Source organism: Paracoccus aestuariivivens (genome assembly GCF_009711225.1).
GTDB classification, from domain to species: Bacteria; Pseudomonadota; Alphaproteobacteria; order Rhodobacterales; family Rhodobacteraceae; genus Paracoccus; species Paracoccus aestuariivivens.
Genome location: NZ_WMIE01000021.1, coordinates 37,131 through 62,929 on the forward strand (window position 1 = coordinate 37,131; position 25,799 = coordinate 62,929).

Consider the following 25,799-nt stretch of genomic DNA (forward strand, 5'->3'; position numbering starts at 1 on the left):
ACGATTTTGTGTCAGGGCAAACACCACTGACCAGACGCGCCGCATTCGAAGGCACAGTGCCAAAGCCCTGTCCGCAGGGCATGGTGCGATGGTCACCGGATCGCTGTCATCAGCCTGCCCATCCGGATATTTTTGCCGTGCAGGCTTGCGGATGCCGGAAGAAAACGCCAACCTCGGCGGGCAGTAACGCCGACGGGACCGGTTCACCCTCCCCCTGACGCGCATAAAAATCAGGCAATATTAACCTGTTACCCTGAGTTTTGAAGCTGCCGACCGAACGCGGGACGAGCAATCATCCCGTTTTACCCCGCGATCCTTCGATACGTCGGGGTTTTAGTCATTCTGGCAGTCTCGGGTTGCAACATTGCCGCCGCCTGAATATCAGGGCCTCGCCCGCATCCACAGCACGGAAATCCACAATGGACATCGCTGACCGCCGCAAGGCAAATCCCGATCACTGGCGTCTTGCCGCAGCCATCCGCGCCCTGTCGATGGACGCCGTCGAGGCTGCGAATTCCGGCCATCCCGGCATGCCGATGGGCATGGCCGATGTCGCCACCGTCCTGTTCCGCAATCACCTGAAATTCGACGCCTCGGCCCCGAACTGGTTCGACCGCGACCGCTTCGTGCTGTCGGCGGGCCACGGCTCGATGCTGATCTATTCGCTGCTGCACCTGACCGGCTACGAGCAGATGTCGCTTGAGCAGATCAAGAACTTCCGCCAGTGGGGCGCGATCACCGCAGGCCATCCGGAATATGGCCATGTCGAGGGCGTCGAGACGACGACCGGCCCGCTGGGTCAGGGCATCGCCACCGCCGTCGGCTTCGCTATCGCCGAAGAATCGATGCGTGCGCAATACGGCGCCGACCTGTGCAGCCACAAGACCTGGGTCATCGCCGGTGACGGCTGCCTGATGGAGGGTATCAGCCAAGAGGCAATCGGCCTTGCCGGTCACCAGAAGCTGAAAAACCTGATCGTCCTGTGGGACAATAACGACATCACCATCGACGGCCGCGTCTCGCTGTCGGACAACACCGACCAGCTGAAGCGCTTCGAGGCCTCGGGCTGGCGTGTTCTGGCCTGCGACGGTCATGATGCGGCGGATATCGACCGCGCCCTGACCGATGCTGCCAGCGGCGTTGACGACCGTCCGGTTCTGGTCTCGTGCAAAACCATCATCGGCTATGGCGCGCCGAAGAAACAGGACAGCTCGGGCGCGCATGGCTCGCCGCTGGGTGCCGAGGAAATCGCCGCGACCCGCGCCGCTTACGGCTGGGAGCACGACGCCTTCGTCATCCCCGAGGACATTCTGGCCGACTGGCGCGCCATCGGCTCGCGCGGCAAGACCGCTCGCATGGAATGGGCGACCCGTGTTGACGCGAGCGCAAACCGCGACGAATTCGCCCGCCGCATCTCGGGCGAGGGCAGCGAGAAACTGGCCGCCGCAATTGCCTCGGTCAAGGAAGCCGCCATTGCCAACAAGCCCAAGGTCGCGACCCGCAAGGCCAGCGAAATGGTGCTGGAGGCCGTGAACCCGGTCCTGCCGGAAACGCTGGGCGGCTCGGCCGACCTGACCGGCTCGAACAACACCAAGACCAAGGATCTGGGCATCTTCTCGCCCGAGAACCGCACCGGCCGCTACATCCATTACGGCATCCGCGAACACGGCATGGCGGCGGCGATGAACGGCATCTGGCTGCATGGCGGCTTCCGCCCCTATGGCGGCACCTTCATGTGCTTCACCGACTATGCCCGTGGCGCGATGCGTCTGTCGGCGTTGATGGGGCTGCCGGTCGTCTATGTCATGACGCACGACTCGATCGGTCTGGGCGAAGACGGCCCGACCCACCAGCCGGTCGAGCATCTGGCGATCTGCCGCGCGACGCCGAACACGCTGACCTTCCGTCCCTGCGACGTGGTGGAAACCGCCGAGGCTTGGGAAATCGCGCTGACCGAGCAAGAGACCCCCTCGATCCTCGCGCTGTCGCGTCAGAACCTGCCGACGCTGCGTGAGACTGCTGGCGAGAACCTGACCGCCAAGGGCGCTTATGTCCTGCGCGAAGCTTCGGCCGAGCCCAAGGTCGTGCTGATGGCCACGGGCTCCGAGGTCGAGATCGCCGTCGCCGCCCGCGAGGCGCTGGAGGCAGAAGGCATCCCGACCCGCGTCGTCTCGGTTCCGTCGATGGAGTTGTTCCGCGATCAGGACGTGGACTACCGCGCCTCGGTCCTGCCCGCTGGCACCGTCCGCGTCGCGATCGAAGCCGCCGTGCGCCAGCCGTGGGAATGGCTGCTGCTGGGCGAGCGTGGCCGCGAGGAGAAATCGGGCTTCATCGGCATGGCCGATTTCGGCGCTTCGGCTCCGGCTCCGACGCTGTACAAGGAATTCGGCATCACCGCCGAGGACACCGTCGCGCTGGCCCGCAAACTGCTGGGCTAAGACCCGATCACATGAACTTGATGGCCGCGCTTATAGCGCGGCCATCTGCATTTGCGGGCATGGACCTTGGGCTTCCATACAGGCATAACCCCCGCGAGGGAGTTCCCAGATGAGCCAATCCACCACTGCCCCGCAGATTCTTGCGCCCGCAGGCAGCGCGGCACGTTCGACCCAGTTGCAGGGGATCGTCCTGCTGCTGCTGGCGATCTTTACCTTCACGTTGATGGATGCATCGGCCAAGCATCTGGCCGAGCGTTACCATCCCGCGCAGATCGTCTGGGCGCGCTTTGTCAGCAACCTTCTGATCGTCGGCATCATCTTTGCCCCGCGTCTGCGCAGCACGATGGTGACCAAGCGCCCCGTGGTGCAGCTGTTCCGTGGTCTGACGCAGCTTGGCTCGGTCGGGCTGTTCTTCACCTCGTTGCAATTCATCGGTCTCGCCGAGGCCACCGCGATCATGGACATCAACCCCGTCCTGATCACGCTGGCCGCCGCGATTTTCCTAGGTGAAAGCATCGGCATCCGTCGGATCATCGGAATTGGCGTTGCGCTTTGCGGCGCGCTGATCATCATCCGCCCCGGCGCGGGCGTCTTCCAACCCGCCGCCGTGCTACCGCTAATCGGGGCCTTCACCTATGCTGCGGGCGCGATCCTGACACGGCTGGCACGCGAGGATTCGACAGCGACTTCGATCCTGTGGTCGGCCATGGTGGGCACGGTGCTGTCGTCCTTGGCGGTGCCGTTCTTCTGGCAACCGATCCAGACCAGCGATCTGTGGGTATTCCTGATGCTCGGGGCCTTTGGTACCGTGGCGCAGGCGCTGCTGATCCGCGCCTTTGCGCTGGCCGAGGCCGCCGCCATCGCCCCCTTTGGTTATACCGGCCTGATCTGGGCCGGCTTCTGGGGTTGGCTGTTCTGGGGCACCCTTCCCGACAAATGGACCATCATCGGTGCGTTGATCATCGTCTGCGCCGGCCTATATGTGTGGATGCGAGAAGCCCGCGCCATGCATCGGGCAGGATAGAACGAGCGGATGAGTGACAAGGAAGAAGAGACGGTCGCCCTAAGCGATCGCATCGCGAATGGTGCATTTCTGGCGATCATGGGGCTGGCCAAGATCCTGCCCTATGAGCGGCGCATCCCCGCGATGGGCTGGTTCTTTGCCCATGTGCTTGGCCCCGTCGCAGGCTGGCGCAAGCGCATCCGCACGAATCTTGCCAAGGCCCGCCCCGACCTGACCGAAGCCGAGATCCGCCACCTGACCCGCGCGGTCCCCGATAATGCGGGCCGCTCGCTGGCCGAGATCTATTCCGGCGCAGAATTCATCAACCGCATCCATGCCTCGGACCCGCTTTGCGGCGCCGGCCTGCCTGCGCTGGAACAAGCTGCTGCGGCGGGACGTCCGGTCATCCTCGCCGTCGCGCATTTCGGCAATTACGACGCCATGCGTGCGGCGCTAACGGGTCGCGGCTGGCCGGTCGGCGCGCTTTACCGCCCGATGAACAACGAGGCTTTCAACCAGCATTACATCCCCGCAATGCAGGCCATCGCCGAGCCGATGTTCCCGCGCGGACGCTCGGGGCTGGCCGCGATGCTGCGCTTCCTGAAAGGCGGGGGATGGCTCTCGCTTGGTTATGACCAGTTCGACGGCAATGGTGCGATCCTGCGCTTCTTCGATCTGCCGACGAAAACCGTGCTGACCCCCGCCGAATTGGCGATCCGCTACGACGCGCTGATCCTGCCCATCGCGGGCATCCGCCAACCCGACGGGCTGAGTTTCCGCGTCGAGGTCGGTGAGCCGATCCCCCATTCCGACCCCGCAACCATGATGCAAAGCCTGAACGACCATCTGGAGGCGCAGGTCCGCGCCCATATGGACCAATGGTTCTGGGTGCATCGCCGATGGAAAGAACGTCGAACCCGATGACGGGATCAGGCGAAACCCTTTCCCTCGGGTCATGGCACAGGCTATAAGCTGCGCAACCATCGCGCCCGAAGGTGCGATCCCAAACGACAATATCCAGAGGACGGCATGAGCGACGACAAGAAACCCGCAGGTCAGGACGAACGCACCAGCCAAGACGATGTGGCCTTCATCCAGGCACTGGCCGAGCTGCTCAACCGCAACGAACTGACCGAGCTTTCGGTCAAGCGCGAATATAGCGAAAACGATCGCCTGACCGTCAGCCTGTCCAAGCAGGGCAAGCAGGTCATCCAGACCGTCGCGGCTCCTGCCCCGATTGCTGCGCCGGTGTTGAATGCGCCCGCGGCTGCTCCGGTTGCGGCGGCCCCCGCAGCAAATGACGACCCCGCCAATCTGCCCGGCATCGTGACCTCACCCATGGTCGGCACGGCCTATCTGGCAGCCGAACCCGGCGCAGCCCCCTTCGTGGCCATCGGCAAGCAGGTCAAAGAGGGCGAGACCCTGATGATCGTCGAGGCAATGAAGACGATGAACCACATCCCTTCGCCGCGTTCTGGCACGGTCAAGCGCATCCTCGTCGATGATGGCAGCCCGGTCGAGTTCGGCGCCCCCCTGATGGTCGTCGAGTGAGGCCCTGATGTTCGACAAGATCCTGATCGCCAATCGCGGCGAGATCGCCCTGCGGGTGATCCGTGCCTGCCGCGAGATGGGCATCGCCTCGGTCGCGGTGCATTCGACCGCCGACACCGACGCCATGCATGTGCGCATGGCCGACGAATCGGTTTGTATCGGCCCGCCTTCATCGTCCGAAAGCTACCTGTCGATGTCCGCGATCATCGCGGCCTGCGAGATCACCGGCGCGCAAGCGATCCATCCGGGATACGGGTTCCTGTCGGAAAACGCAGGCTTCGTCCAGATGGTCGAGGACCACGATATCGCCTTCATCGGCCCTTCGGCCGAGCATATCCGCATCATGGGCGACAAGATCACCGCCAAGGAAACCGCCAAATCCCTTGGGATTCCGGTCGTTCCGGGATCGGATGGCGGCGTTCCGGATGTAGCTGCAGCCAAGCGCGTCGCGGCTGAAATCGGCTATCCCGTTATTATCAAGGCCACTGCGGGTGGTGGTGGTCGCGGCATGAAAGTCGCGCTCGACGAGGCAAGCCTAGAGAATGCCTTCCGCACCGCGCGAAGCGAATCCAAGGCCGCCTTCGGCAATGACGAAGTCTATATCGAGAAATACCTGCAGCGCCCGCGCCATATCGAGATTCAGGTCTTCGGTGACGGTCGTGGCCGCGCGGTCCACTTGGGTGAACGCGACTGCTCGTTGCAGCGCCGCCACCAGAAGGTGCTGGAAGAGGCCCCCGGCCCCGTCATCACCCCCGAACAGCGCGCCCGTATCGGCAAGATCTGCGCCGATGCGATGTCGAAACTGGGCTATCGCGGTGCGGGAACGATCGAATTCCTGTTCGAAGACGGCGAGTTCTATTTCATCGAGATGAACACCCGCTTGCAGGTCGAACATCCGGTGACCGAAGCAATCTTTGACGTCGATCTTGTTCGCCAGCAAATCCTTGTCGCCGCTGGCGAGGAAATGGAATTCCGTCAGGAAGACCTGAAAATCCGGGGCCATTCCATCGAAGTCCGGATAAATGCAGAAAAATTGCCGAATTTTACCCCTTCTCCGGGCAAGATCACGCATTACCATGCTCCGGGTGGACTTGGTGTGCGGATGGATTCGGCGATTTACGACGGTTACAAGATCCCGCCATACTATGACAGCCTGATCGGCAAGCTGATCGTGCATGGCCGCGACCGTCAGGAAGCCTTGGCCCGTCTTGAGCGCGCTCTTGGCGAATTGATCGTCGATGGCGTGGACACCACCGTTCCGCTGTTCGTCGCGCTTCTGCAGAACCCCGACATCCAGAAGGGCGATTACTCGATCCACTGGCTGGAACGCTGGCTCGCCCAAATGGCAAAACAGGATAGCTGAAACCGTAATGACGCTGCTGACTGCGGAAAGATTGCTACAGGCATACGCCCAAGGTGTCTTTCCCATGGCAGAGTCGGCATTGGATACCCAACTATACTGGTTCGACCCCCCCGAACGCGGAGTTCTTCCGGTCGGGGGGGTGCATATCTCGCGCTCGATGCGGCGCTTCCTGCGCAAGTCGAACTGGCGCGCGAGCATCAATCAGGATTTCTCGGGCGTCATCGCCGGCTGCGCGGACCGTGAAGAGACCTGGATCAACGGCCCGCTGATCGATCTTTACATGCAGCTTTTCCGCATGGGGAATGCCCATTCGCTTGAGATCTACGAGGGCGACGAGCTGATCGGCGGCACCTATGGCATTTCACTGGGTGGCGCGTTTTTCGGCGAAAGCATGTTCTCGCGCCGAACCAATGCCTCTAAGGCCGCGCTGATCTGGATGTCGTATCAGTTGAAGCGCACGGGCTTTCGGCTGTGGGATACGCAGTATAGGACCGAACATCTGGTCTCGATGGGCGGCTATTCGATACCGCGTTCGGCCTATCGCCGCGCTCTGCTACGCGCAATAATGATCGACGCCAAGTTTACGGCCACGCCGCTACCTGACCTTCAGCTTTTGCTGCAGGACATGACCCAGACGTCGTAACGCGGATCATCCATCGCCGAAAGCGCAGGAGCCGAAGCGATCATCCAGCCGGAAAATACCGTCTGGTTTACACGCTTGTCGAACACCGTCAGCTCGGCATAGGCGTCGGCTTCCGGGTCTTTGGCAGGAAAACGGCACTCGCCCAACGTAACCTGCAGGCGGCCGAATTCGGCCATTTCACCCGCAGCAAGATGGAAATCCAGAAGTTGGCCGGTCACCTTATCCAGACCGCGCAATTCCGCTCCGCTGGCTTTGGCCGTTTCGGGACCACGCGCCGCAGCAATCGCCGCCTGTCGTTCGGCTGCCGAAAGCTCGGGGACGACGATGGCATTCGGGTCCTCGCTCAGCGCCGGATCCATCGAAAAATCTTCGCCCTGTACCGAAGGCACTTCTTCTTCGTCCTGCGCCAGTGCGGGATTTGAGGCCATGAGCGTCGCGCAGATAGCAATGCCGATCAGTGTCCGTTTCATTTGTCATCTCCGGCTTGGGCATCGACAAATTTCATCATCAGCGACAACAGGCTGACCGCACCCTGCACATCCTCGATCTCGTCCCCCGGGGCCAGATTGTCAACGGCACCACCGGGTTGCAGTTCGATATAGGAACCGCCCAGCAAGCCGTCGGTCTGGATCAGGGCGGCGCTGTCGGTGGGAAGCTGGATCGCAGACGGGATGCGCAGCTTGGCTTCCGCGAGATAGGTCGCGGGGTCCAGATCCACGGCACTTACGCGACCAACTTTGACGCCTGCCACGCGAACATCCGTTCCGATCTCGATCCCGTCGACGTTGGGAAAGGCGGCGCGCAGTTCATAGGTTTCGGAACCCAGACCACGGGCAACGCTGTTGCCCGCAGTGGACCAGTACAGAAAGCCCGCAGCGGTCAGAAGGATTGCTGCCCCGACCCAGAGTTCGACCCGTTCTGCGGCGCTTTGCATCGGTTACTCAGGCTGCCAGGCGTCGTAGTCGCGACGTTCTGCCGGCTCGGCGCGGTACAAAGATCCGGCGGGGTGATACGCCCCCGAGGTACCTGTCAGGTTCGGCTTATGCTCTTTTTCCCACGTCTTATGGGCCAAAGGTTCAGTAGTCGGCGGTTGCTTATAGGTGTGGTGCAACCAGCCATGCCAGACCGGCGAAACACGGCTTGCCTCGGCTTCGCCGTTATAGATCACCCAACGGCGTTTGCCACCGCCCGACTGGTAGTAGACGTTACCTTGATCGTCCTCGCCCACTTTCTCGCCGTAAAGTTTGGTCCAGACTTGGGTGTTGATCGTCTGGCTGTTCCACCAGGTCAGAACGCGCAGCAAAAAGGACATGGAAGCGAACCTCGTCATTCGGAGTTGGCCGAGATATGGCGCAAACCGCGCCCGAGGTCCAGAGATTGCGCGCATTTCCCTCATGCCGAAAGGCAAAGCGCTGCCGATAATCGGGCCTCAACGGAAAAGGGCCCGCGCCGTTACCGGTACGGGCCCCTGAAACTGATGGCGAGCAGTCGATTAACCTGCAGTCGCCGTTTCTTTCTTCGCATCTGTATGGATCAGCAGCGGCGTCGCGTTCGGGTTGTCGACCGCCTCTTCGTTCACCACGACCTCTTCGACGCTGTCGAGCCCCGGCAGTTCGAACATGGTATCCAGCAGGATATCCTCCATGATCGAGCGCAGGCCGCGGGCGCCGGTTTTGCGCTTGATGGCCCGACGCGAGATCGCGACCAAGGCATCGTCGGTAAAGGTCAGCTTCACATCCTCAAGATCGAACAGGCGCTGATACTGCTTCACCAAAGCATTTTTCGGCTTGGTGAGGATCGCAATCAATGCGTCTTCGTCCAGATCGCCCAAGGTAGCGATGACGGGAAGACGGCCAACGAATTCCGGGATCAGGCCGAATTTCAGCAGATCCTCGGGTTCGAGCTGCTTGAAGGTTTCGCCGACGCCCTTGTCGTCGTTTTCCTTGACCGCGGCACCAAAGCCCATCGCCGTGCCCTTGTTGCGCTGCGAGATGATCCGATCAAGCCCCGCGAACGCGCCACCACAGATGAACAGGATGTTCGTGGTGTCCACCTGCAGGAATTCCTGCTGCGGATGCTTGCGGCCACCTTGCGGCGGAACGCTTGCGACGGTCCCTTCCATGATCTTCAGCAGAGCCTGCTGCACGCCCTCGCCCGAAACGTCGCGGGTAATCGAGGGGTTGTCGGACTTGCGGGTGATCTTGTCGACCTCGTCGATATAGACGATGCCGCGCTGCGCCCGCTCGACGTTATATTCCGACGCCTGCAGAAGCTTCAGGATGATGTTTTCGACATCCTCGCCAACGTAACCCGCCTCGGTCAGGGTGGTGGCATCGGCCATGGTGAAGGGTACGTCAAGGATGCGGGCCAGCGTCTGCGCAAGCAGCGTCTTGCCGCAACCGGTCGGGCCGATCAGAAGGATGTTCGACTTGGCCAGCTCGATATCGGTTTTCGAGCTGTGGTTCAGCCGTTTATAGTGGTTGTGGACAGCAACCGAAAGCACGCGTTTGGCATGTTCCTGTCCGATCACATAATCATCAAGAACATTGCAGATCTCGCGCGGACTGGGAACGCCATCGCCCGATTTCAGGGCCGAAGACTTGGTTTCTTCCCGGATGATGTCCATGCAAAGTTCAACGCATTCATCGCAGATGAAAACGGTGGGACCGGCAATCAGCTTACGCACTTCATGCTGGCTCTTGCCGCAGAAGCTGCAGTAAAGCGTGTTTTTGCTGTCGCCGCCGGTCGGATTGGCCATCAGTTCGATCCTCGTTATGCCCGGACGACCAGCACAATCGCCGGACGTCCGCCTGTTTGTCCTGCGGCCGGGGCCGCGTCTTGCGTTAGGGCCATGTTACGAGCCGCACTTGCTCGTCACAATCCCCAAAAAAGTCTGCTCCTTCATAGGAAGGAGACAACTACGCCGCGGGTTCGGCCTTGCCGCGTGCGACAAGGATTTCGTCGATCAGGCCCCATTCCTTCGCCTCTTCGGGGGACATGAAGCGGTCGCGTTCAAGCGCTTCCTCGACCTCCTCAAGGGTGCGGCCGGTGTGCTGGACATAGATCTCGTTCAGCCGGCGCTTAAGCTTTTCCGTCTCGCGCGCGTGGATCAGGATGTCGGTTGCCTGCCCCTGGAACCCGCCCGAGGGCTGGTGGACCATGACGCGGCTATTGGGCAGCGAGAAGCGCTGACCGGGCTGGCCTGCACACAGCAGCAGCGATCCCATCGAGGCCGCCTGCCCCACGACCAGCGTAGAAACGCGGGGCTTGATGTATTGCATCGTGTCGTAGATCGACAGACCGGCGGTCACGACGCCGCCCGGGCTGTTGATGTACATGCTGATGTCCTTGTTCGGATTTTCCGCTTCAAGGAACAGCAGCTGCGCCGAAATCAGCGTGGCCATGCCATCATGCACCGGCCCAGACAGGAAAATGATCCGTTCCTTCAGCAAGCGAGAGAAGATGTCATAGGCCCGTTCGCCCCGGCTGGTCTGTTCGACGACCATGGGGACGAGCGTGTTCATGTAGAATTCTGCCGGATCTTGCATGTCTTTCCTTGCTTTTATCCCTGCCAGGCCTGCCCGTTTCGCGATTCGTCCCTGAAATATGCCACGGTGGCACTCTCGTAACGGCGAAACGTTGAGAGAGTCTTAGTAACGCCGGACCGCGAGGACAAGAGAGCGTAAGAATTTGCTCCTTCCGAACCAAGCCGGTATCCTATGCCCAAGTTACGGAGAAACTGATGAAACTGATCGTCGGCTTGGGCAATCCGGGCCCGAAATACGAAAAAAATCGCCACAATGTCGGCTTCATGGCGTTGGACCGCATCGCGTCGGACCACGGATTTGGGCCGTGGAAGGCCAGATTTCAAGGCGAACTCTCTGAGGGACGCCTAGGTGATATGCGGGTCGCATTGCTCAAACCCGGCACGTTCATGAACCTTTCGGGCCAATCGGTCGGCGAAGCGATGCGCTATCTCAAGCTGGAACCCGCCGATGTCATTGTTCTGCATGACGAGTTGGACCTGCCGCCCGGCAAGGCCAAGCTGAAACTTGGCGGCGGACATGCGGGCCATAATGGTCTGCGTTCGATTCATCAGCATATCGGCGAGGCCTATCGTCGCTTGCGCATCGGAATCGGTCACCCCGGACACAAGGACCGCGTCGCGGGATATGTGCTGTCGGACTTCGCCAAAGCCGAAGAAAACGGCCTCGACGATCTGTTGCGCGGCATTTCGGACGGTGCCGCCTCGCTGGCCTCGGGCGATGATGCGCGCTTCATGAACGCCGTCGCGGCTCGGGTAGCACCGCCCCGCAACAGCGGCACACGGCCACAGCCCGAGACGAAAGCCAAAGACCCCGCCGCAAAAGCGCCTCCGGCCGTCACCGAGGCACCACAAAGCCTGTCTGATCGTCTGCGCGCGCTCGGCGACCGCTTTCGATAGGCCAGAAAGGAGAGCGTACATGGACCAGCCACTCAATGTCCTTGGAGGCCCACTTGCCCCCTGCTCGACCGATCCGCTGACCGGATTCTATCGCGACGGCTGCTGCAATACCGGTCCCGAGGATGCGGGCCGCCACACGGTCTGCGTCATTGCAACGGCCGAGTTTCTGGCGGTCTCGAAATATCTGGGCAACGACCTTAGTACACCGCGGCCCGAATTCCGCTTTGCCGGTTTGAAACCGGGTGATCGCTGGTGCCTATGCGCAACGCGCTTCCTACAGGCAGCGCAGGAATTTGCCACGCCTCAGGTCGTGCTCGAAGCGACCCATCAGCGCAGTCTGGAAATCGTCCCGCTGGAACTTCTTGAGGCACACGCTATTCAGGGCTGAACCTGTCCGAGGTAATGGCGGACAGCATCGACGACGTGGCGAAAACGGTCGCCACCCAGATGCTTGCCGCCATACCAGCGCGTGACGATGACGACATGGTCTGTCAGACCGGCACGCTCCAGCATTTGCAGAATGATCTGGCCCGCGCCGGATTCGCCGTCATCGTCCTTTACGCCTTCCCCTGACAGGATGGCGGCCCATGTGTTGTGCGTCGCCTTGTCGAATTTCTTGTTCTGCCGCAGTTCCGTCAGGACCGCACCGACCTCGGCCCTGTTACACGCCGGAGCCCCCGAGACAGCATAGCGCGACCCGCGATCCGAGATGATTTTGTCATAAATCCGCAGAGTCATGGCTTTTTGCGGACGTATAGTTCCAAGCGGTGGCGTACGATCTCGTAGCCCAGTTCAGCAGCGATCTCGGCTTGAAGCTTTTCGATCCGCTCGCTGACGAATTCGGTCACTTCGCCGGAATCAACATCAATCATGTGATCGTGATGCTTGCCATCTGCTGGCTCGAAGCGGGCTGGCTCGCCCTCGAATTCGACCTTCAGGATGACGCCCTGCGCTTCGAGCGCGGATAGAGTGCGGTAGACCGTCGCAAGGGACACGCCCGCGCCTGCCTTGGTCGCACGATGGAAAAGCTGGTTCGCATCAGGGTGATCCTCGGCCAAGGCTAGGACCCGCAGCAGCGCCGCACGCTGGCGGGTGATGCGGATACCGGCGCGCCGTAGCGCGTTTTCGAATGCTTGGGCTCGGGCTTCGTGATCCATGCCTTCTTTTCCCTCAGTTGAGAATGAATTACAACTGGCTTGACAGTTGAGAACCATTCGCAGATAACTTGGGCATAAAATTGGGGGTAGAATGTTACGCAGGACTTTTCTTGGGACCGCATTTGCCACACTGGCTGCTCCGGCGCTGGGACAGGCGCGACGGCCCAAGGTAGCTACGACTTTCACCATTCTGGCCGACATGGCCCGAAACGTGGCGATGGATCGCGCCGAGATCGTCTCGATCACCAAACCCGGAGCCGAGATCCACAATTATGAACCGACCCCCAGCGATCTGGTCGGCGTGCGGGATGCGGATCTGATCCTGCGCAACGGGCTGAATCTGGAACTGTGGTTCGAACAATTCCTGCGCAATCTGGGCGATCTGCCTTCGGCCACGTTGACCGATGGGATCGAACCGATGCCGATCTCGGGTGGAAGCTACAAGGGCAAACCCAATCCACATGCATGGATGGCGCTCGATTCCGCGATGATCTACATCGACAATATCGCGGCTGCGTTGAGCAAGCTGGACCCTGCAGGAGAGGCCGATTACCGCGCCAATGCCGCCGGTTACAAGGACCGCATCGCCGCGACCATCGCCCCGCTGCGCGATCAGGCCCGCGCCCTGCCAGAACAGCGGCGCTGGCTGGTGACTTCGGAAGGGGCGTTTTCCTATCTGGCGCGCGATTTCCATCTGAATGAAATGTATCTGTGGCCGATCAACGCCGATGCCCAAGGCACTCCGCAGCAGGTCCGCAAGGTTGTCGATGCGATCAGGCAGCACCAGATTCCGGTCGTGTTCTCGGAAAGCACCATCTCGGATCGTCCTGCGCGCCAAATCGCCTCCGAGACCGGCGCGACATATGGCGGATTGCTGTACGTGGACAGCCTGTCAGAGGCCGACGGCCCGGTTCCGACCTATCTGGATCTGTTGCGCGTCACGTCGGAAACAATCGTGGCAGGGCTGAGCCATGTCTGAATTGGGAATCGAGGCGAGCGGACTGACCGTCACCTACCGCAACGGTTTCACCGCGCTCAGGGATGCAAGCTTCACGGTCCCGACCGGCTCGGTCACCGCGCTGGTAGGTGTGAACGGGGCCGGAAAATCTACGTTGTTCAAGGCATTGATGGGGTTTGTTCCAGCGGCGCGCGGTACGGTGCGGGTGTTGGGCATGACCGTCACCGAGGCGCTGCGCCGAAATCTGATCGCCTATGTCCCCCAATCCGAGGAGGTCGACTGGACCTTCCCCGTCCTTGTCGAGGATGTGGTGATGATGGGCCGCTACGGTCATATGGGTTTCCTGCGTCGCGCCCGTAAGACCGACCGCGATGCGGTCAATACCGCATTGGACCGCGTCGGCATGCAGGACTTCCGTCACCGCCAGATCGGTGAATTGTCCGGTGGCCAGAAAAAGCGTGTGTTCCTTGCGCGTGCCTTGGCGCAGGGCAGTCAGGTCATCTTGCTGGACGAGCCCTTTACGGGAGTCGATGTCAAAACCGAAGAGGCGATTATCACCCTCATGCGCCAGATGCGCGACGAGGGACGGGTGATGCTGGTTTCGACCCACGATCTTGGTTCGGTGCCCGAATTCTGCGACCGCGTCGTGCTGGTCAAGGGCACGGTGCTGGCCGATGGCCCCACCGCCGAGGTCTTTACACAGGACAACCTGCGCCTGACCTTTGGCGGAGTATTGCGGCACTTCGTGATCGGCGCCCAGCAGTTGCATGCGGACGACGACCCGCGCGGCGTCACCCTGCTATCGGACGAAGAGCGCCCGCTGGTGTTCTACGACGGCCGTCAGCGCAGCACCGAGGCCAGCGGCAAATGATCAAAACTCTGCTGATCCCGTTCGAATACAGCTACATGACCGATGCGATCTGGGTCTCGGCGCTTGTCGGCGCGGTCTGTGCATTTCTGTCGGCCTATCTGATGCTCAAGGGGTGGTCCCTGATCGGAGACGCTCTAAGCCACGCGATCGTCCCCGGTGTCGCGGGCGCTTACATGCTGGGCCTACCCTTTGCGCTTGGGGCATTCCTGTCGGGAGGCTTGGCCGCGCTCGCGATGCTGTTCCTGAACCAGCGCACCGGCCTCAAGGAAGACGCGATTATCGGTCTGATTTTCACCGGTTTTTTCGGACTGGGCCTGTTCATGGTCTCGCTCAATCCGATGGCGGTCTCGATCCAGACCATCACCATGGGCAATATTCTTGCAATCAGCCCGGCGGACACATTGCAGCTGGCGCTGATCGGAGGGGTTTCTCTGTTGATTCTCAGCCTTAAATGGCGCGATTTTCTGGTTGTTTTCTTTGACGAAAACCACGCCCGCACCATTGGCTTGCGCCCCGGCCTTCTGCGCGTCGTCTTCTTCACATTGCTTGCGGGTTGCACGGTCGCCGCGATGCAGACCGTCGGCGCATTTCTGGTTGTTGCGCTGGTCGTGACCCCCGGTGCGACCGCCTATCTGCTGACCGACCGCTTTCCGCGCCTGATCGTCCTGTCAGTCACCATCGGAGCGGCGACCTCGGCGCTTGGGGCCTATGTCTCGTTCTTTCTGGATGGTGCAACTGGTGGCGTAATCGTCTGCCTGCAAACCGCGATCTTCCTGCTGGCGTTCTTCTTCGCACCCAAGCACGGGCTTTTGGCGGCCCGCCGACGCGGACGCGCCGCAATCGAGGACGCCGCATGATAGATTTGATCAGCCTGCCCTTTTCCTTTCCCTTCATGCGTGATGCGGCGCTGATCGGGCTGATGATCTCTGTTCCGGCGGGACTTTTGTCGTGTTTTCTGGTGCTGCGCGGTTGGTCCCTGATGGGGGATGCTGTCAGCCATGCCATCCTGCCCGGAGTCGTCATCGCCTATGTCCTGAACCTACCCCTGATCATCGGGGCCTTTGTCGCGGGGTTGGGATCGGCGCTGCTGGCCGGTTGGCTGCAAGAAAACAGCAGGGTCAAACGCGACACCGTTCTGGGTGTAGTGATGTCGGGAATGTTCGGACTTGGCGTGGTGCTTTACACCGCCATTCCGTCTGACCTGCATCTGGATCACATCCTGTTCGGGAACATGCTAGGGATCGGTCCCGAGGATCTGCGCCTTGCCGCCATGATCTCTGGCGTGGTCGGGTTGCTGATCGTACTGAAATGGCGCGATCTGGCACTCGCCTCGTTCGATCCCGTTCAGGCGCGCGTGTCGGGACTGGCGCTGCGGTGGCTGGATTACGGATTGCTGGCGATGATCTCGGCCACGGTGGTCGCAATGCTCAGTTCGGTCGGGATCATTCTGTCGGTGGCCCTGCTGATCGCACCCGGAGCGATTGCCTTTCTGGTAACACGGCGGTTGTCGGCGATGTTGGGACTTGCCGTGAGCATCGCCGCATTCTCGACCGTCAGCGGTGTCTGGGCCAGCTTCTGGCTGGACAGCGCGCCTGCCCCGACCGTGGTTCTGGTGCTGATCTCGCTGTTCGCACTGGCCTTTCTGTGGCGCAACTACACGGTCAGGCGGCTGGGTCGGGCGTAGTTTCCCGCCGGTAGCTGCTGCTCGCGGCCAACAGGTCGCGGGCATATCCGGTTTGTGCGTCCCCCGAGCGCAAGGTCGCCGCCTGCATCTGCTCGACCACCTCGCCACCGCGCATGACGGCCAACCGATCACACATATGGGCCACCACCGACAGATCGTGGCTCACCATCACGAAGGTCAGGCCACGTTCCTTGCGCAAGTCCGAAAGCAGGTTCAGGATTTCAGCCTGTACGCTGACATCCAAAGCCGAGGTCGGCTCATCCAGCAACAACAGCCGTGGTTCGGCAGCCAGGGCCCGCGCGATGGCAACCCGCTGACGTTGACCGCCCGACAGTTGATGCGGATAACGGAAGCGGAACCCCCGCCCTAACCCGACCGAGTCGAGCAATCGGGTGATCCGCGCGTCGATCTGGTCCATCCCTTGCAGATGCAATGTCTCTGACAGGACGCGGTCGACAGAGTGGCGCGGATGCAGGCTCGCGTAGGGGTCTTGGAACACCATCTGCACGGCTTTGTGGAAGGCACGCGAGCGGTGGCGGCCCGACACCCGCTGCCCCGCGACCTCGACCAGACCAGACCAGCTACCGAAAAGGCCGGTGATCGCGCGCAGAATGGTGGATTTGCCCGAACCGCTTTCGCCCACAAGTCCGAAGCTCTCCCCCGTCCCGACGGTGAACGAGGCTGAACGGACGGCATGCACGCGTTCATGGTGATCGCCGAACCAGACATTCAGATCTTCAACCTTCAGCATTTGGCGGGCCCTGCAATTGGATGTTCACGAAATGGCGCACCATCTTATGCGCCATTCGGGCGGATTTCGTCGCGCCAGCCATCTTGGCGCTCAAGAACGGACAGCCGCTCGACCGCATGGTCGAGACGAGGCAGGCTCTCAAGCAGACCACGCGTATAGGGATGACGGGCGTTATGCAGGTCTTTTGCGGCAAGTTCCTCGACCACACGTCCCGCATACATGATCAGCACACGGTCGCAAAACTGCGCCACAAGGTTCAGGTCATGGCTGATGAAAATCAGCCCCATGCCACGATCGCTGACCAGCTTATCCATGATGCGCAGCACCTCGTTGCGAACCGACACGTCCAGCGCCGAGGTTGGTTCGTCCGCAATCAGGATCTGGGGATCGGGGGCAAGCATCATCGCGATCATGATGCGTTGCCCCATCCCGCCCGAGACCTCGTGCGGATAGGCGTCGAACACCCTCTCGGGGTCGCGGATCTGGACAGCGTGCAGCATGCCCAACGCCTTTTCCCGCGCGGCCCGTCCGCTTTGACCGGAATGAAGGCGATAGCTTTCCATGATCTGCTGACCGACGGTCATCACGGGGTTGAGGCTGAACTTGGGGTCCTGCATCACCATGCTGATGCGCGAGCCACGGATAGCCCGCATCTGTTTTTCGGGCAGGTTCAGGATCGACTGGCCGTTCAGCTCCAACCGGCCGGCGGTGACTTTTCCCGGCGGGCGGACAAGTCCAAGAATGGCCCGACCGGTCATGGATTTGCCCGAGCCGGATTCTCCGACGACGCCCAGCCGCTCTCGCCCCAGATCGAAACTAACGCCACGGACGGCCTCGAAAACACCCGAGCGGGTCGGGAAGCTGACGCGCAAATTGCTGACGGAAAGCAGGGTATCGGTCATTCTTTGGCCCCTTTCGGGTCAAGCACGTCGCGCAAACCGTCGCCCAACAGGTTAAAGGCCAGACTGACGATAAAAATCGCCATGCCGGGCATCGCCGCGACCCACCAGAAATCCAGAATATAGGTCCGCCCGTCCGAGATCATCGCACCCCACTCGGGCATCGGCGGCTGCGCACCAAGCCCCAGAAAGCCAAGCCCCGCTGCCGAAAGGATAATGCCTGCCATATCCAGCGCCACGCGGACGATCAGAGAGGAAATGCATAGGGGCCAGATATGGCCGATCAGCAGCCGCAGCGGTCCCGCACCTTGCAAGCGTGCTGCCGCGATGTAATCCGCGTTGCGGATGGTCAGCGTCTCGGCCCGCGCCAGACGCGCGTAGGGCGGCCACGAGGTGATGGCAAGCGCCAGCACCGCATTACCGATCCCCGGCCCCAACGCCGCGACGAATGCCAGCGCGAGGATCAGCTTGGGGAAGGCCAGAAAGATATCGGTGATCCGCATCAGCACCTGATCGACCCAGCCACCGGCAAAGCCCGCGACCGTGCCGACGAACAGCCCGATCACCGGCGCGATCAAGGCCACGGTGCCCACGATGAACAGCGTGACCCGCGAACCGTGGATCAGGCGGGACAGGATATCGCGGCCCAGTGAATCCGTCCCCAGCCAATGCGCCGAGGACGGAGGCTTCAACCGTTCGGCAAGGTTCTGGGCAACAGGATTTTGCGGCGCGATCCAAGGCGCGAATGCCGCCATCAGCAACAGCAGGATCAGGATCACCAGCCCGAACATCGCGAGCCGGTTCGCCTTGAAGGTCAGCCAACCCTGATAGAATGCGCCCAGCCTCGCTTGCCTGCGGGTCTGGGGGGCATCGGACAAAAGCCATGCGCGTGTGGTCAGGTCGGTCATTTCGCTCTCGGGTCCAGCACGCGGTAAAGGATGTCAGAGATCAGGTTCAGCGCGACGAAACAGGTCCCGATCAGAACCGTTCCGCCAAGTACGGCGTTCATATCACCCGCGAGCAATGCCTTGGTGATGTATTGGCCAATGCCGGGCCAACTGAAAACGATCTCGGTCAGGACCGATCCCTCCAGCAAGGAACCGAAGCTCAGCGCGATAACAGTGATCAACGGCACGAAGATATTGCGGAACGCATGACCCCAGATCACCCGCCACTCGCTGAGGCCCTTGACGCGGGCGGTGGTGATATATTCAGCGGAAAGCTGTTCAAGCATGAAGCTGCGCGTCATGCGGCTGATATAGGCAAGGCTGAAATAACCAAGCAGGCTGGCAGGCAGGATGATATGGCTGAATGCATCGCGGAAGGCGGCCCAGTCTCGGGCAATCAGACTGTCGACAAGGATCATTCCCGTTACGGTCGGAACGAAGCCGTCAAAGATGATGCCCTGCCGCCCCGGCCCGCCGACCCAACCAAGGATGCCGTAAAACAGCAACAACCCCATCAGTCCCAGCCAGAAGATCGGCATCGAATATCCGACCAGCGCCACGACCCGCGCGATCTGGTCGATCCAGCCGCCACGTTGCGCGGCGGCGATAACTCCCAAAGGCACGCCGACAAAAACGCCGATCAGTGTTCCCAGCAACGCCAGTTCGAACGTCGCCGGAAACACCCGTTTCAAATCCTCCACGACAGGGTGACCGGTCGAGATCGAGCGCCCGAAATCGCCGCGCAAAACCTCGGCCATATAGCGCAGGAACTGGTCCCATAACGGGCGATCCAGACCCATGGCCTGATAGGCCGCGTCATACTGGGCCTGTGTCGCGCGCTCGCCGACCACCTTCAGCACCGGATCGATCGGCATGACACGACCGATGATAAAGGTGACCAGCAGCAGCCCCAGAAGCGTCAGGACCAGCGATACAGCAACGCCTCCGACGCTTTTGGCCCTTCGGCGCCAGCGGCTAGGCCCTAAACCGGGCATGCCGCCTTTCACCGGAGGCAGGCCCGCCTGCCCCGGCCCGTTCACCATGTCGGGATTGGTCACATCCTATTCCTTCGTGACCTGACGGTAGAAGACCGAACTGACCGCACCACCGGCAACCCAGTTTTTGACATTCTTCTGGATGCCAGCCTGCTCGATACGCTGGAACAACGGAACGATCGGCGCGATCTCGCGATATTCCTTCTGGATATCCAGATACATCTGGACGCGTTTCTCGGTATTGCCCTCGATCGTGGCGGCAACCGTCGCCTTGTTCATATCTTCCGGCACGGCCCACGAATTGCGCCAAGCCAGATAGGACAACTTCGCGTCATCGGCATTGTTCGGGTTATAGGCGAAGGTCGAGGCATTGGTGTTCGGGTCGGCATAATCCGGACCCCATTCGCCGATGAAGATCGGAACCTGCCGCGCACGATAGGCGTCCAGCACCTGCGCGCCCGTCATCTGCTGGATCTCCAGCGTCAGGCCGACCTGCGCCATCGAGGCCTGCAAGGTCTGCGCGACATCGACATATTCGCGGATATCACGCACGGCGGTCTTCACCGTCCCCGAGGTGATCCCTGCATCGGTCAGGATCTTTTTCGCCTTCTCGATGTCATAGGTCCAGGGATTCTCGTCCGATGCCCCCAGATAGCCTTCCGGCAGGAAGTTCTGGTGCGTCTTGAACTGCCCCTTCAGGAAGCTGTCCTCGATCCCTTTGTAATCGACCAGATATTTCATCGCCTCGACGACTTCGGGCTTGGACAGCAGCGGGTCTTTCTGGCTCAGGCCCATATACATGATCCGGCCGCGCGGCTCGGTCCCGATCACCAGCTTGTCATTGCCCGAGATGCCGTCCACATCGGTCGGTGTCAGGTTGCGCGCGACGTCGATATCGCCTTGCTCCAGCAGCAATCGTTGGGCGCTGCTTTCCTGCACATGGCGCACGATAACGCGCTTCATCGCGGGCGCGCCCTGCCAGTAATCCTCATAAGCGACGAACTGCACGGCCTCGTTCGGACGCCATGTCCCCAAGGTGTACGGTCCCGAGCCTGCCTCGTTGGTCGAAAGCCAGGCATTTCCGAAGTCTTCGCCCTCGACATGGCCCATGACGGTTTCCTTGTCGACGACCGATGCCACATTCGAGGCAAGGCAGTTCAGCACGAAGGATTGGGCATAGGGCTGGTCCAGTTTCAGGATCAGCTTGTTGCCGTCAAAGGACACCATCTGGTCAACGTTTTCGGGCGTGAAGCCGAATTGGTTCAGGATGAAGGCGGGCGATTTGTTCAGCTTGACCGCGCGTTGCAGCGACCATGCGGCGTCCTCGGCACGGACAGGATTGCCCGAGTGGAACTTCACGCCATCGCGCAGGGTCATGGTGATCGTCTTGCCGTCCTCGCTGACCTCCCAGCCCTCGGCAAGACTGGGCTTGAAGCCCGCAGCCATATCCATCGGATCGAAATCGACAAGCCGGTCATACAGGTTGTTATCGACATCCGTGCCCGAGAATTCAAAGCTTTGCGCCGGATCAAGGCTGATGATGTCGTCGATCTGGGCCGCGACGACCAGCGTATCCGCCGGAGTTTCGGCATAGGCCGCAGGGGCCATCGACACGGCGGTCGCCAGCAGTATCGCACGAAGCGAAAGATGTTTCATTTTAGTTTCCCTGTTGTCGCACCCCGTTCTGGCGGGGCTTGAATACAGGCAGCTTGGCGTGAAGAATCGCGTCCGGCAAGTCCCACATGAGCCGGTTCAATTTGTTGCAAAATTAAGCGCTGCGGATCGGCGCGGCATGTCGCCACTGCCCTGTGGACTTGCACAATCTGGCAGGCTCCTCCATCTCCTGCTCAAGGAGAGAACATGGACAAGCACAATTTGCCCGAGCGCCCCGACTGGCGCGACGAGGCCGAAAAGCTGGGTTTCACATTCGCCGACATGGCCGGAGAGCCGTATTGGGACGAAACGAGTGCCTATCAATTCACCCTTCGCGAGATTGAAGAGGACATCGAGGCGCCATCCAACGAACTTCACGCCATGTGCCGCGAGGCCGTCGCGACCGCCGTCCGCGACGAGGAATGGCTCAGGCGTCTGGCCATCCCTGACGAGCATCATGATTTTATCGCCGCCAGCTGGTCGCGAGGTGAGCCCGAGCTTTATGGCAGGCTGGACCTGTCCTATGACGGCAAGGGTCCGGCGAAATTGCTGGAATACAATGCCGACACTCCGACCTCGCTTTACGAATCCGCATCGTTCCAATGGCTGTGGTTCGAGCAGCAGCAAGCGCTCGGCGTCCTTGCCGCGGATGCCGACCAGTTCAACGGCATCCACGAGGCCTTGGTCGACCGCTTTGCCGCGATCTTCGCTCCGGCCGAGGATGTGCATTTCACCGCCGACGCCCAGAACCCCGAGGATTACGCCACCGTCGAAACCCTTGCATGGGCCGCGCGCGAGGCGGGTCTTGGCGCCCATTTCACCGACCTTGCCCAGATCGGCCTGACCGAGGACGACCAATTCGCCGATGACCAGTCGCGCGTGATCGGCGCGCTGTTCAAGCTGTACCCGTGGGAGGACATGCTGCGCGACGACTTCGCGCCCTTCTTGCAATCTTCGGGAACGCGTTTCGTCGAACCGCCGTGGAAGGCCGTGTTGTCGAACAAGGGCATCATGGCGCTTCTATGGCAGTTGTTCCCCGGTCACCCGAACCTGCTGCCCGCATTCTTCCACGACGATATCCGCGATGCGCTGAGCGGCGGCGCACCGGCCCAACAGATCGCCAAGGCATTCGAGGTCGCCCAACCGCAACTGTCGAATGGCTATGTCACCAAGCCGATCTTCTCGCGCGAAGGTGCAGGTATCACGATTTATGAGGCCGGACAGGCCACGGCCCAGACGCAGGACGACACCTATTCGCATCACCCGTTGATCGCGCAAGCGTTGGCTCCGTTGCCGGTCTATGACGGCTTCCATCCGGTCATTGGCTCGTGGATCGTCGGTGAGACCTGCTGCGGCATCGGCCTGCGCGAAGACCGCTCGCGCATCACCCACAACCTTTCGCGCTTCAAACCGTCATTCATACTTGGTTAACTACGCGGATCTACAGGTATCGCTTGTCGGTTGTCAGATACCGGATTTCGGATGACCCCGAAGCGGGCTCAGGTCATCCGGATCGCTGCAGCCGCGTCGTCAATATGCCTTGGCAGTTCGGCAAGAGTGGGCGACCCGTCGTGGACCTATCCCTTTCCGTCAAGGATGCGCTCCACAGAAAAATCATCGGTGAAGCCCACCAAAATCCGATCAAACCGCACCGGCCGACCGCTGCAATTCGCCTTCACGCAATAGCCATAGACCATACCTGCCAGCAGATGGGCCAGACGCTTTCCATGCTGTTTATCCCGATGCGCGGAGCAGATAGCGACAAAGTCCGAAAAGCATCAACCCGTTGGCATATTCCGGATCTGCCGTCGCGACTAAAACCTGCCTCGGCAAAGGTGATGACCCAACGATCATCTCTGGTCAGGGTCGACAGGTCGGGATACCGCCGCGCTCTCCGCGCCTCGATCCCTGCAAGCAAGCGAAGCAACACAGGCCTTTTGGCTGGCACCCGACTTCTAGATGAATCTGTAAATGATCCGTTTCGGGACGACTTCCAATGCCTCGCGCCGGCTGCCGACGCGCACGAAATAAAAAAACAAGTTAATACAGGCACTTAAATAGAACATGTGATTAATTAAACTTCCCCGAAGCCAGTCAATTGCACAATGCCATCAAAACCATTTCTTTCGAGCAGTCCCGCGTCCTCTACGACAAGAAGCGGGGCGATTTCGCCCACATACCACCAGTCGATCCAGCCGCATCCACCGCTGAAAGTTCAATCGTCCGGACGAACAGCGTGGAAGTTATCCTGCGGCGAAACTTATCCGCGCCTAAACTTCGAACGCCCGCGGGAACGATATTGACCAGTCGCTCTCGCACAACGATATCGGAACTGTTCGATGGGGTGTTTGTCCGAATGATGCTTGGTTTGGCCGATGGCGCGGCCGATCCGCCTACACTCATGATTGGTGCAACATCCCTGAAAGCCCCTCTGACAACGACGAGACGACGGGCTAGATGAGGATGCACAGCCACCACCAATCCAGCATTACCTGGAACCTTCTGAAGCAGAACCTCCACGCCGCGATGCCAGATCGGATCTGACTCGCCTATATCAGCTATGTTCCGACCAGCGAGTTCTGGCTCTACCTCGTGGCGGTCAAGGAGCGAGCCATTGTGGCACCATCGGTCCAAGCTTGATGGCGAACGCCACGATGGAGATTCTCGGATGATCGATGTCTGACCGCCGCGTGAGTAACCTTGCGGTCGATGCGCTGCGCCCGGCGCTCCGGAACCGCCGATCCGCCCCCGGTTCGAACTGCCATTCCAACCGCGGTCTGCAAGGCGAATTCAACCGGTCGTCGCGACGGCGAGGTTGCGTACTTTCAGGTGTTCCGCCAAGGCCTCAGCCGGTGTTTTTCATCCAAGTATTTCTCACGGCCACGAGTTGGCCCGGATGCTTGGCCATCGCCGCTATGATCGCATCACCGACAGCCTCGATGCCATGTCCCGCCAATGCGGAACCGTTCTTCTTGCGAGTTTCCCCTGCCATAGCCGGACTGCCTCGGCAGATGCAAAAGTATCGTGAAACGGGTTTTCTTCTCGACTAGGGTGCCTATGGCAGACCTGTGGCGTCCCGGGATCCGGGATGAGGTCACCACCCCATGTGTGGATACCCCGTTTGATACAGGGATTATTCGGCGCGCTTCGAATTCGAGATCGGTGCGGTCATGTGTCAGGCCTTTGAGATGCGGCCGTTCGCGTGCCGCTGGCCGGTATGGCGATGCGAAGGTCGGGTCCAAATCAATGTCGCGGGCGAGTGATCCTCTGGGAGGGTCTGGTTTTCCCGAGCTCGATCTTGATGATCTCTTGTCCTTACGGTTCGGATGACCTCCTCACATCATCGGGTTGACCACCGCGGCATTCAGCCTGCTGTCGTCGCTCTCCGATATTCCTCCTGGCTTGTCATTATCGCCCAGATCGCGCGAGCGGTCTTGTTGGCCAGAGCGATGGCAACGACCAGGCGTGGCTTACGCTCGAGAATCCGCTTCAGCCATGAACCTTTCGGCGCGCCATTCTTGAGAGCCCAGCGGATTCGGGTCATTGCACCGATAACCAGCAATCGCCGGACGTCGCGCTGGCCCATCTTTGATGTCTTTCCTAGCCTCTGCCGCCGCCGGTGGATTTCTGCAAGGGAACGAGCCCGGGCCATGCCGCGAAGTCGCGACCACGCCGGAAACTCCCCATATCCGGACCGAATGCCTTAAGGGCCATGGCGCTGACCGGCCCTATGCCCGGCGCGGTTCGCAACCGGATCGCTTCCGGATCACGGCGTGCTTCCTCCTTCAGATGGCGCTCGACGATGGCGATTTTTTCACTGCATTGCTTGAGTTGCTCGAGATGCAACTGAACCAACTCGACGGTGATTGGAGGCAATTCAGTTTCGTGCGCCTCGATCTCCTGGGTTAGCTTAAGAACAAAGGTCAGGCCGGCAGGGGCCGTGATGCCATATTCCATCATTTGCCCACGCAGCGCATTTATGATCTGATTGCGCTGGCGGACCAGCATGTCTCGGGTTTTGAAGACCTTCGCACGGGATTGCTGCTCAGCGGTTTTGATCGGAACAAAGCGCAACGTCGGGCGGACCGTCGCTTCAGTGATGGCCTCGGCATCAGCCGCGTCATTCTTGTGCCGCTTCAGGAAGGGTTTCACATAGATCGGCGGGATAGGCCGAACCTCATGGCCCGGAGAGGTGTTCCGGTGTTGATTTCCACCCAGAACTGAGCCGGGATTTTCACCGAGAAGTGAGCCATCGCTGACTATGGAATTCGGGTCATGCTTTGGTCAATGTGTGTGTGGTCTCCTTCTTTTTCGTCGCCAATGCAGCTGAGCTGGCCTTAAAGCGGAAGCTGTCGTTTCCCGTTTCCAGGATGTGGCAGCGATGGGTGAGGCGATCGAGCAGCGCGGTGGTCATCTTTGCATCCCCAAAGACTGTCGCCCAT

29 protein-coding genes and 1 pseudogene are annotated in these 25,799 nt (G+C 60.7%); 14 read left to right on the forward strand and 16 right to left on the reverse strand.

Features of this window, described 5'->3' with window-relative positions:
* Window positions 1-419 precede the first annotated feature (419 nt).
* The 6 genes from tkt to aat all read left to right on the forward strand — a co-directional run bounded on the left by tkt (window position 420) and on the right by aat (window position 6,998).
* Complete coding sequence (gene tkt / locus GL286_RS19150; RefSeq protein WP_155097184.1) at window positions 420-2,438, forward strand: transketolase; 2,019 nt, start codon at window positions 420-422, stop codon at window positions 2,436-2,438.
* Window positions 2,439-2,547: 109 nt separating this feature from the next.
* Window positions 2,548-3,462, forward strand: coding sequence for a DMT family transporter (locus tag GL286_RS19155; RefSeq protein WP_155097185.1), 915 nt, complete (start codon window positions 2,548-2,550; stop codon window positions 3,460-3,462).
* Between the two features lie 9 nt (window positions 3,463-3,471).
* Window positions 3,472-4,365: a lysophospholipid acyltransferase family protein gene (locus GL286_RS19160; RefSeq protein ID WP_155097186.1), complete on the forward strand. Its 894-nt coding sequence runs from the start codon at window positions 3,472-3,474 to the stop codon at window positions 4,363-4,365.
* A gap of 105 nt (window positions 4,366-4,470) precedes the next feature.
* The gene (gene accB, locus GL286_RS19165; RefSeq protein ID WP_155097187.1) at window positions 4,471-4,992 is read left to right on the forward strand and encodes an acetyl-CoA carboxylase biotin carboxyl carrier protein; all 522 of its coding nucleotides are present in this window, start codon (window positions 4,471-4,473) and stop codon (window positions 4,990-4,992) included.
* 7 nt (window positions 4,993-4,999) lie between these two features.
* Entirely contained in the window at window positions 5,000-6,355 is a 1,356-nt protein-coding gene (gene accC, locus GL286_RS19170) for an acetyl-CoA carboxylase biotin carboxylase subunit (RefSeq protein ID WP_155097188.1), read from the forward strand.
* 7 nt (window positions 6,356-6,362) lie between these two features.
* Window positions 6,363-6,998 carry a leucyl/phenylalanyl-tRNA--protein transferase gene (gene aat / locus GL286_RS19175; protein ID WP_155097189.1) on the forward strand — a complete coding sequence of 212 codons (636 nt, stop codon included), beginning with the start codon at window positions 6,363-6,365 and terminating at the stop codon, window positions 6,996-6,998.
* Here the strand turns inward: aat and GL286_RS19180 are convergent.
* The 5 genes from GL286_RS19180 to GL286_RS19200 all read right to left on the reverse strand — a co-directional run bounded on the left by GL286_RS19180 (window position 6,962) and on the right by GL286_RS19200 (window position 10,546).
* Complete coding sequence (locus GL286_RS19180; protein ID WP_155097190.1) at window positions 6,962-7,468, reverse strand: DUF2155 domain-containing protein; 507 nt, start codon at window positions 7,466-7,468, stop codon at window positions 6,962-6,964. The two genes, aat and GL286_RS19180, sit on opposite strands and share 37 nt — an antisense overlap.
* Window positions 7,465-7,932: an outer membrane lipid asymmetry maintenance protein MlaD gene (gene mlaD, locus GL286_RS19185; RefSeq protein ID WP_155097191.1), complete on the reverse strand. Its 468-nt coding sequence runs from the start codon at window positions 7,930-7,932 to the stop codon at window positions 7,465-7,467. Before mlaD ends, GL286_RS19180 begins: the two co-directional genes overlap by 4 nt.
* 3 nt (window positions 7,933-7,935) lie before the next feature.
* Window positions 7,936-8,310: an NADH:ubiquinone oxidoreductase subunit NDUFA12 gene (locus GL286_RS19190; protein WP_155097192.1), complete on the reverse strand. Its 375-nt coding sequence runs from the start codon at window positions 8,308-8,310 to the stop codon at window positions 7,936-7,938.
* Window positions 8,311-8,490: 180 nt separating this feature from the next.
* Window positions 8,491-9,756 (reverse strand): ATP-dependent Clp protease ATP-binding subunit ClpX, encoded by a 1,266-nt coding sequence (clpX, locus tag GL286_RS19195; protein WP_155097193.1) that lies wholly within the window; start codon window positions 9,754-9,756, stop codon window positions 8,491-8,493.
* 160 nt (window positions 9,757-9,916) lie between these two features.
* Window positions 9,917-10,546 carry an ATP-dependent Clp protease proteolytic subunit gene (locus tag GL286_RS19200; RefSeq protein WP_155097194.1) on the reverse strand — a complete coding sequence of 210 codons (630 nt, stop codon included), beginning with the start codon at window positions 10,544-10,546 and terminating at the stop codon, window positions 9,917-9,919.
* Between the two features lie 194 nt (window positions 10,547-10,740).
* On the opposite strand from GL286_RS19200, the gene pth reads away from it, so the two are divergent.
* Window positions 10,741-11,442, forward strand: coding sequence for an aminoacyl-tRNA hydrolase (gene pth, locus GL286_RS19205; protein WP_155097195.1), 702 nt, complete (start codon window positions 10,741-10,743; stop codon window positions 11,440-11,442).
* Between the two features lie 19 nt (window positions 11,443-11,461).
* Window positions 11,462-11,830 (forward strand): DUF2237 family protein, encoded by a 369-nt coding sequence (locus tag GL286_RS19210; protein ID WP_155097196.1) that lies wholly within the window; start codon window positions 11,462-11,464, stop codon window positions 11,828-11,830.
* On the opposite strand, the gene GL286_RS19215 is transcribed toward GL286_RS19210, so the two are convergent.
* On the reverse strand, window positions 11,821-12,180 hold the full coding sequence (locus GL286_RS19215) for a YigZ family protein (protein WP_155097197.1): 360 nt from the start codon (window positions 12,178-12,180) through the stop codon (window positions 11,821-11,823). The two genes, GL286_RS19210 and GL286_RS19215, sit on opposite strands and share 10 nt — an antisense overlap.
* Window positions 12,177-12,599, reverse strand: coding sequence for a Fur family transcriptional regulator (locus GL286_RS19220; RefSeq protein ID WP_155097198.1), 423 nt, complete (start codon window positions 12,597-12,599; stop codon window positions 12,177-12,179). The genes GL286_RS19215 and GL286_RS19220 overlap by 4 nt, the downstream gene beginning before the upstream one ends.
* A 91-nt stretch (window positions 12,600-12,690) precedes the next feature.
* On the opposite strand from GL286_RS19220, the gene GL286_RS19225 reads away from it, so the two are divergent.
* From GL286_RS19225 to GL286_RS19240, 4 genes are read left to right on the forward strand one after another with little or no spacing between them, the layout of a single operon-like run.
* Window positions 12,691-13,578 carry a metal ABC transporter substrate-binding protein gene (locus tag GL286_RS19225; protein ID WP_155097199.1) on the forward strand — a complete coding sequence of 296 codons (888 nt, stop codon included), beginning with the start codon at window positions 12,691-12,693 and terminating at the stop codon, window positions 13,576-13,578.
* Complete coding sequence (locus tag GL286_RS19230; RefSeq protein ID WP_155097200.1) at window positions 13,571-14,428, forward strand: manganese/iron ABC transporter ATP-binding protein; 858 nt, start codon at window positions 13,571-13,573, stop codon at window positions 14,426-14,428. The genes GL286_RS19225 and GL286_RS19230 overlap by 8 nt, the downstream gene beginning before the upstream one ends.
* Entirely contained in the window at window positions 14,425-15,285 is an 861-nt protein-coding gene (locus tag GL286_RS19235; RefSeq protein ID WP_155097201.1) for a metal ABC transporter permease, read from the forward strand. The genes GL286_RS19230 and GL286_RS19235 overlap by 4 nt, the downstream gene beginning before the upstream one ends.
* Window positions 15,282-16,112 (forward strand): metal ABC transporter permease, encoded by an 831-nt coding sequence (locus tag GL286_RS19240; protein WP_155097202.1) that lies wholly within the window; start codon window positions 15,282-15,284, stop codon window positions 16,110-16,112. Before GL286_RS19235 ends, GL286_RS19240 begins: the two co-directional genes overlap by 4 nt.
* Here the strand turns inward: GL286_RS19240 and GL286_RS19245 are convergent.
* From GL286_RS19245 to GL286_RS19265, 5 genes are read right to left on the reverse strand one after another with little or no spacing between them, the layout of a single operon-like run.
* Window positions 16,090-16,863, reverse strand: coding sequence for an ABC transporter ATP-binding protein (locus GL286_RS19245; RefSeq protein WP_155097203.1), 774 nt, complete (start codon window positions 16,861-16,863; stop codon window positions 16,090-16,092). The genes GL286_RS19240 and GL286_RS19245 overlap by 23 nt on opposite strands.
* 44 nt (window positions 16,864-16,907) lie before the next feature.
* Window positions 16,908-17,765: an ABC transporter ATP-binding protein gene (locus GL286_RS19250; protein ID WP_155097204.1), complete on the reverse strand. Its 858-nt coding sequence runs from the start codon at window positions 17,763-17,765 to the stop codon at window positions 16,908-16,910.
* Window positions 17,762-18,670 (reverse strand): nickel transporter permease, encoded by a 909-nt coding sequence (gene nikC / locus GL286_RS19255; protein ID WP_155097205.1) that lies wholly within the window; start codon window positions 18,668-18,670, stop codon window positions 17,762-17,764. Before nikC ends, GL286_RS19250 begins: the two co-directional genes overlap by 4 nt.
* A complete protein-coding gene (locus GL286_RS19260) occupies window positions 18,667-19,767 on the reverse strand; it encodes an ABC transporter permease (RefSeq protein WP_425496103.1) in 1,101 nt (366 codons plus the stop codon). Before GL286_RS19260 ends, nikC begins: the two co-directional genes overlap by 4 nt.
* A gap of 3 nt (window positions 19,768-19,770) precedes the next feature.
* Window positions 19,771-21,360: an ABC transporter substrate-binding protein gene (locus GL286_RS19265; RefSeq protein ID WP_155097206.1), complete on the reverse strand. Its 1,590-nt coding sequence runs from the start codon at window positions 21,358-21,360 to the stop codon at window positions 19,771-19,773.
* A gap of 204 nt (window positions 21,361-21,564) precedes the next feature.
* Here GL286_RS19265 and GL286_RS19270 point away from each other — a divergent pair, with 204 nt between their 5' ends.
* On the forward strand, window positions 21,565-22,788 hold the full coding sequence (locus GL286_RS19270) for a glutathionylspermidine synthase family protein (RefSeq protein WP_155097207.1): 1,224 nt from the start codon (window positions 21,565-21,567) through the stop codon (window positions 22,786-22,788).
* 140 nt (window positions 22,789-22,928) lie between these two features.
* Window positions 22,929-23,414 carry a hypothetical protein gene (locus tag GL286_RS19275; RefSeq protein ID WP_170295299.1) on the forward strand — a complete coding sequence of 162 codons (486 nt, stop codon included), beginning with the start codon at window positions 22,929-22,931 and terminating at the stop codon, window positions 23,412-23,414.
* An 827-nt stretch (window positions 23,415-24,241) separates the two neighbouring features.
* Here the strand turns inward: GL286_RS19275 and GL286_RS22665 are convergent.
* The 4 genes and pseudogenes from GL286_RS22665 to GL286_RS19290 form a co-directional block, all read right to left on the reverse strand.
* Window positions 24,242-24,440 (reverse strand): annotated as a pseudogene (locus GL286_RS22665) (IS30 family transposase); the annotation flags it as partial.
* A 281-nt stretch (window positions 24,441-24,721) separates the two neighbouring features.
* The gene (locus GL286_RS22345) at window positions 24,722-24,943 is read right to left on the reverse strand and encodes a hypothetical protein (RefSeq protein WP_211596426.1); all 222 of its coding nucleotides are present in this window, start codon (window positions 24,941-24,943) and stop codon (window positions 24,722-24,724) included.
* Window positions 24,944-24,957: 14 nt separating this feature from the next.
* The gene (locus GL286_RS19285; RefSeq protein WP_343038940.1) at window positions 24,958-25,620 is read right to left on the reverse strand and encodes an IS110 family RNA-guided transposase; all 663 of its coding nucleotides are present in this window, start codon (window positions 25,618-25,620) and stop codon (window positions 24,958-24,960) included.
* A gap of 10 nt (window positions 25,621-25,630) precedes the next feature.
* Window positions 25,631-25,799: ATP-binding protein (locus GL286_RS19290; protein ID WP_170295300.1), on the reverse strand; the 169-nt coding region annotated here is incomplete at its 5' end.

What these genes read in the sequence shown, in the direction of transcription:
- tkt (WP_155097184.1), top strand. Translation starts at nt 420, where the DNA reads ATGGACATCGCTGACCGCCGCAAGGCAAATCCCGATCACTGGCGTCTT.
- GL286_RS19155 (WP_155097185.1), top strand. Translation starts at nt 2,548, where the DNA reads ATGAGCCAATCCACCACTGCCCCGCAGATTCTTGCGCCCGCAGGCAGC.
- GL286_RS19160 (WP_155097186.1), top strand. Translation starts at nt 3,472, where the DNA reads ATGAGTGACAAGGAAGAAGAGACGGTCGCCCTAAGCGATCGCATCGCG.
- accB (WP_155097187.1), top strand. Translation starts at nt 4,471, where the DNA reads ATGAGCGACGACAAGAAACCCGCAGGTCAGGACGAACGCACCAGCCAA.
- accC (WP_155097188.1), top strand. Translation starts at nt 5,000, where the DNA reads ATGTTCGACAAGATCCTGATCGCCAATCGCGGCGAGATCGCCCTGCGG.
- aat (WP_155097189.1), top strand. Translation starts at nt 6,363, where the DNA reads ATGACGCTGCTGACTGCGGAAAGATTGCTACAGGCATACGCCCAAGGT.
- GL286_RS19180 (WP_155097190.1), bottom strand. Translation starts at nt 7,468, where the DNA reads ATGAAACGGACACTGATCGGCATTGCTATCTGCGCGACGCTCATGGCC.
- mlaD (WP_155097191.1), bottom strand. Translation starts at nt 7,932, where the DNA reads ATGCAAAGCGCCGCAGAACGGGTCGAACTCTGGGTCGGGGCAGCAATC.
- GL286_RS19190 (WP_155097192.1), bottom strand. Translation starts at nt 8,310, where the DNA reads ATGTCCTTTTTGCTGCGCGTTCTGACCTGGTGGAACAGCCAGACGATC.
- clpX (WP_155097193.1), bottom strand. Translation starts at nt 9,756, where the DNA reads ATGGCCAATCCGACCGGCGGCGACAGCAAAAACACGCTTTACTGCAGC.
- GL286_RS19200 (WP_155097194.1), bottom strand. Translation starts at nt 10,546, where the DNA reads ATGCAAGATCCGGCAGAATTCTACATGAACACGCTCGTCCCCATGGTC.
- pth (WP_155097195.1), top strand. Translation starts at nt 10,741, where the DNA reads ATGAAACTGATCGTCGGCTTGGGCAATCCGGGCCCGAAATACGAAAAA.
- GL286_RS19210 (WP_155097196.1), top strand. Translation starts at nt 11,462, where the DNA reads ATGGACCAGCCACTCAATGTCCTTGGAGGCCCACTTGCCCCCTGCTCG.
- GL286_RS19215 (WP_155097197.1), bottom strand. Translation starts at nt 12,180, where the DNA reads ATGACTCTGCGGATTTATGACAAAATCATCTCGGATCGCGGGTCGCGC.
- GL286_RS19220 (WP_155097198.1), bottom strand. Translation starts at nt 12,599, where the DNA reads ATGGATCACGAAGCCCGAGCCCAAGCATTCGAAAACGCGCTACGGCGC.
- GL286_RS19225 (WP_155097199.1), top strand. Translation starts at nt 12,691, where the DNA reads ATGTTACGCAGGACTTTTCTTGGGACCGCATTTGCCACACTGGCTGCT.
- GL286_RS19230 (WP_155097200.1), top strand. Translation starts at nt 13,571, where the DNA reads ATGTCTGAATTGGGAATCGAGGCGAGCGGACTGACCGTCACCTACCGC.
- GL286_RS19235 (WP_155097201.1), top strand. Translation starts at nt 14,425, where the DNA reads ATGATCAAAACTCTGCTGATCCCGTTCGAATACAGCTACATGACCGAT.
- GL286_RS19240 (WP_155097202.1), top strand. Translation starts at nt 15,282, where the DNA reads ATGATAGATTTGATCAGCCTGCCCTTTTCCTTTCCCTTCATGCGTGAT.
- GL286_RS19245 (WP_155097203.1), bottom strand. Translation starts at nt 16,863, where the DNA reads ATGCTGAAGGTTGAAGATCTGAATGTCTGGTTCGGCGATCACCATGAA.
- GL286_RS19250 (WP_155097204.1), bottom strand. Translation starts at nt 17,765, where the DNA reads ATGACCGATACCCTGCTTTCCGTCAGCAATTTGCGCGTCAGCTTCCCG.
- nikC (WP_155097205.1), bottom strand. Translation starts at nt 18,670, where the DNA reads ATGACCGACCTGACCACACGCGCATGGCTTTTGTCCGATGCCCCCCAG.
- GL286_RS19265 (WP_155097206.1), bottom strand. Translation starts at nt 21,360, where the DNA reads ATGAAACATCTTTCGCTTCGTGCGATACTGCTGGCGACCGCCGTGTCG.
- GL286_RS19270 (WP_155097207.1), top strand. Translation starts at nt 21,565, where the DNA reads ATGGACAAGCACAATTTGCCCGAGCGCCCCGACTGGCGCGACGAGGCC.
- GL286_RS22345 (WP_211596426.1), bottom strand. Translation starts at nt 24,943, where the DNA reads ATGGGCCAGCGCGACGTCCGGCGATTGCTGGTTATCGGTGCAATGACC.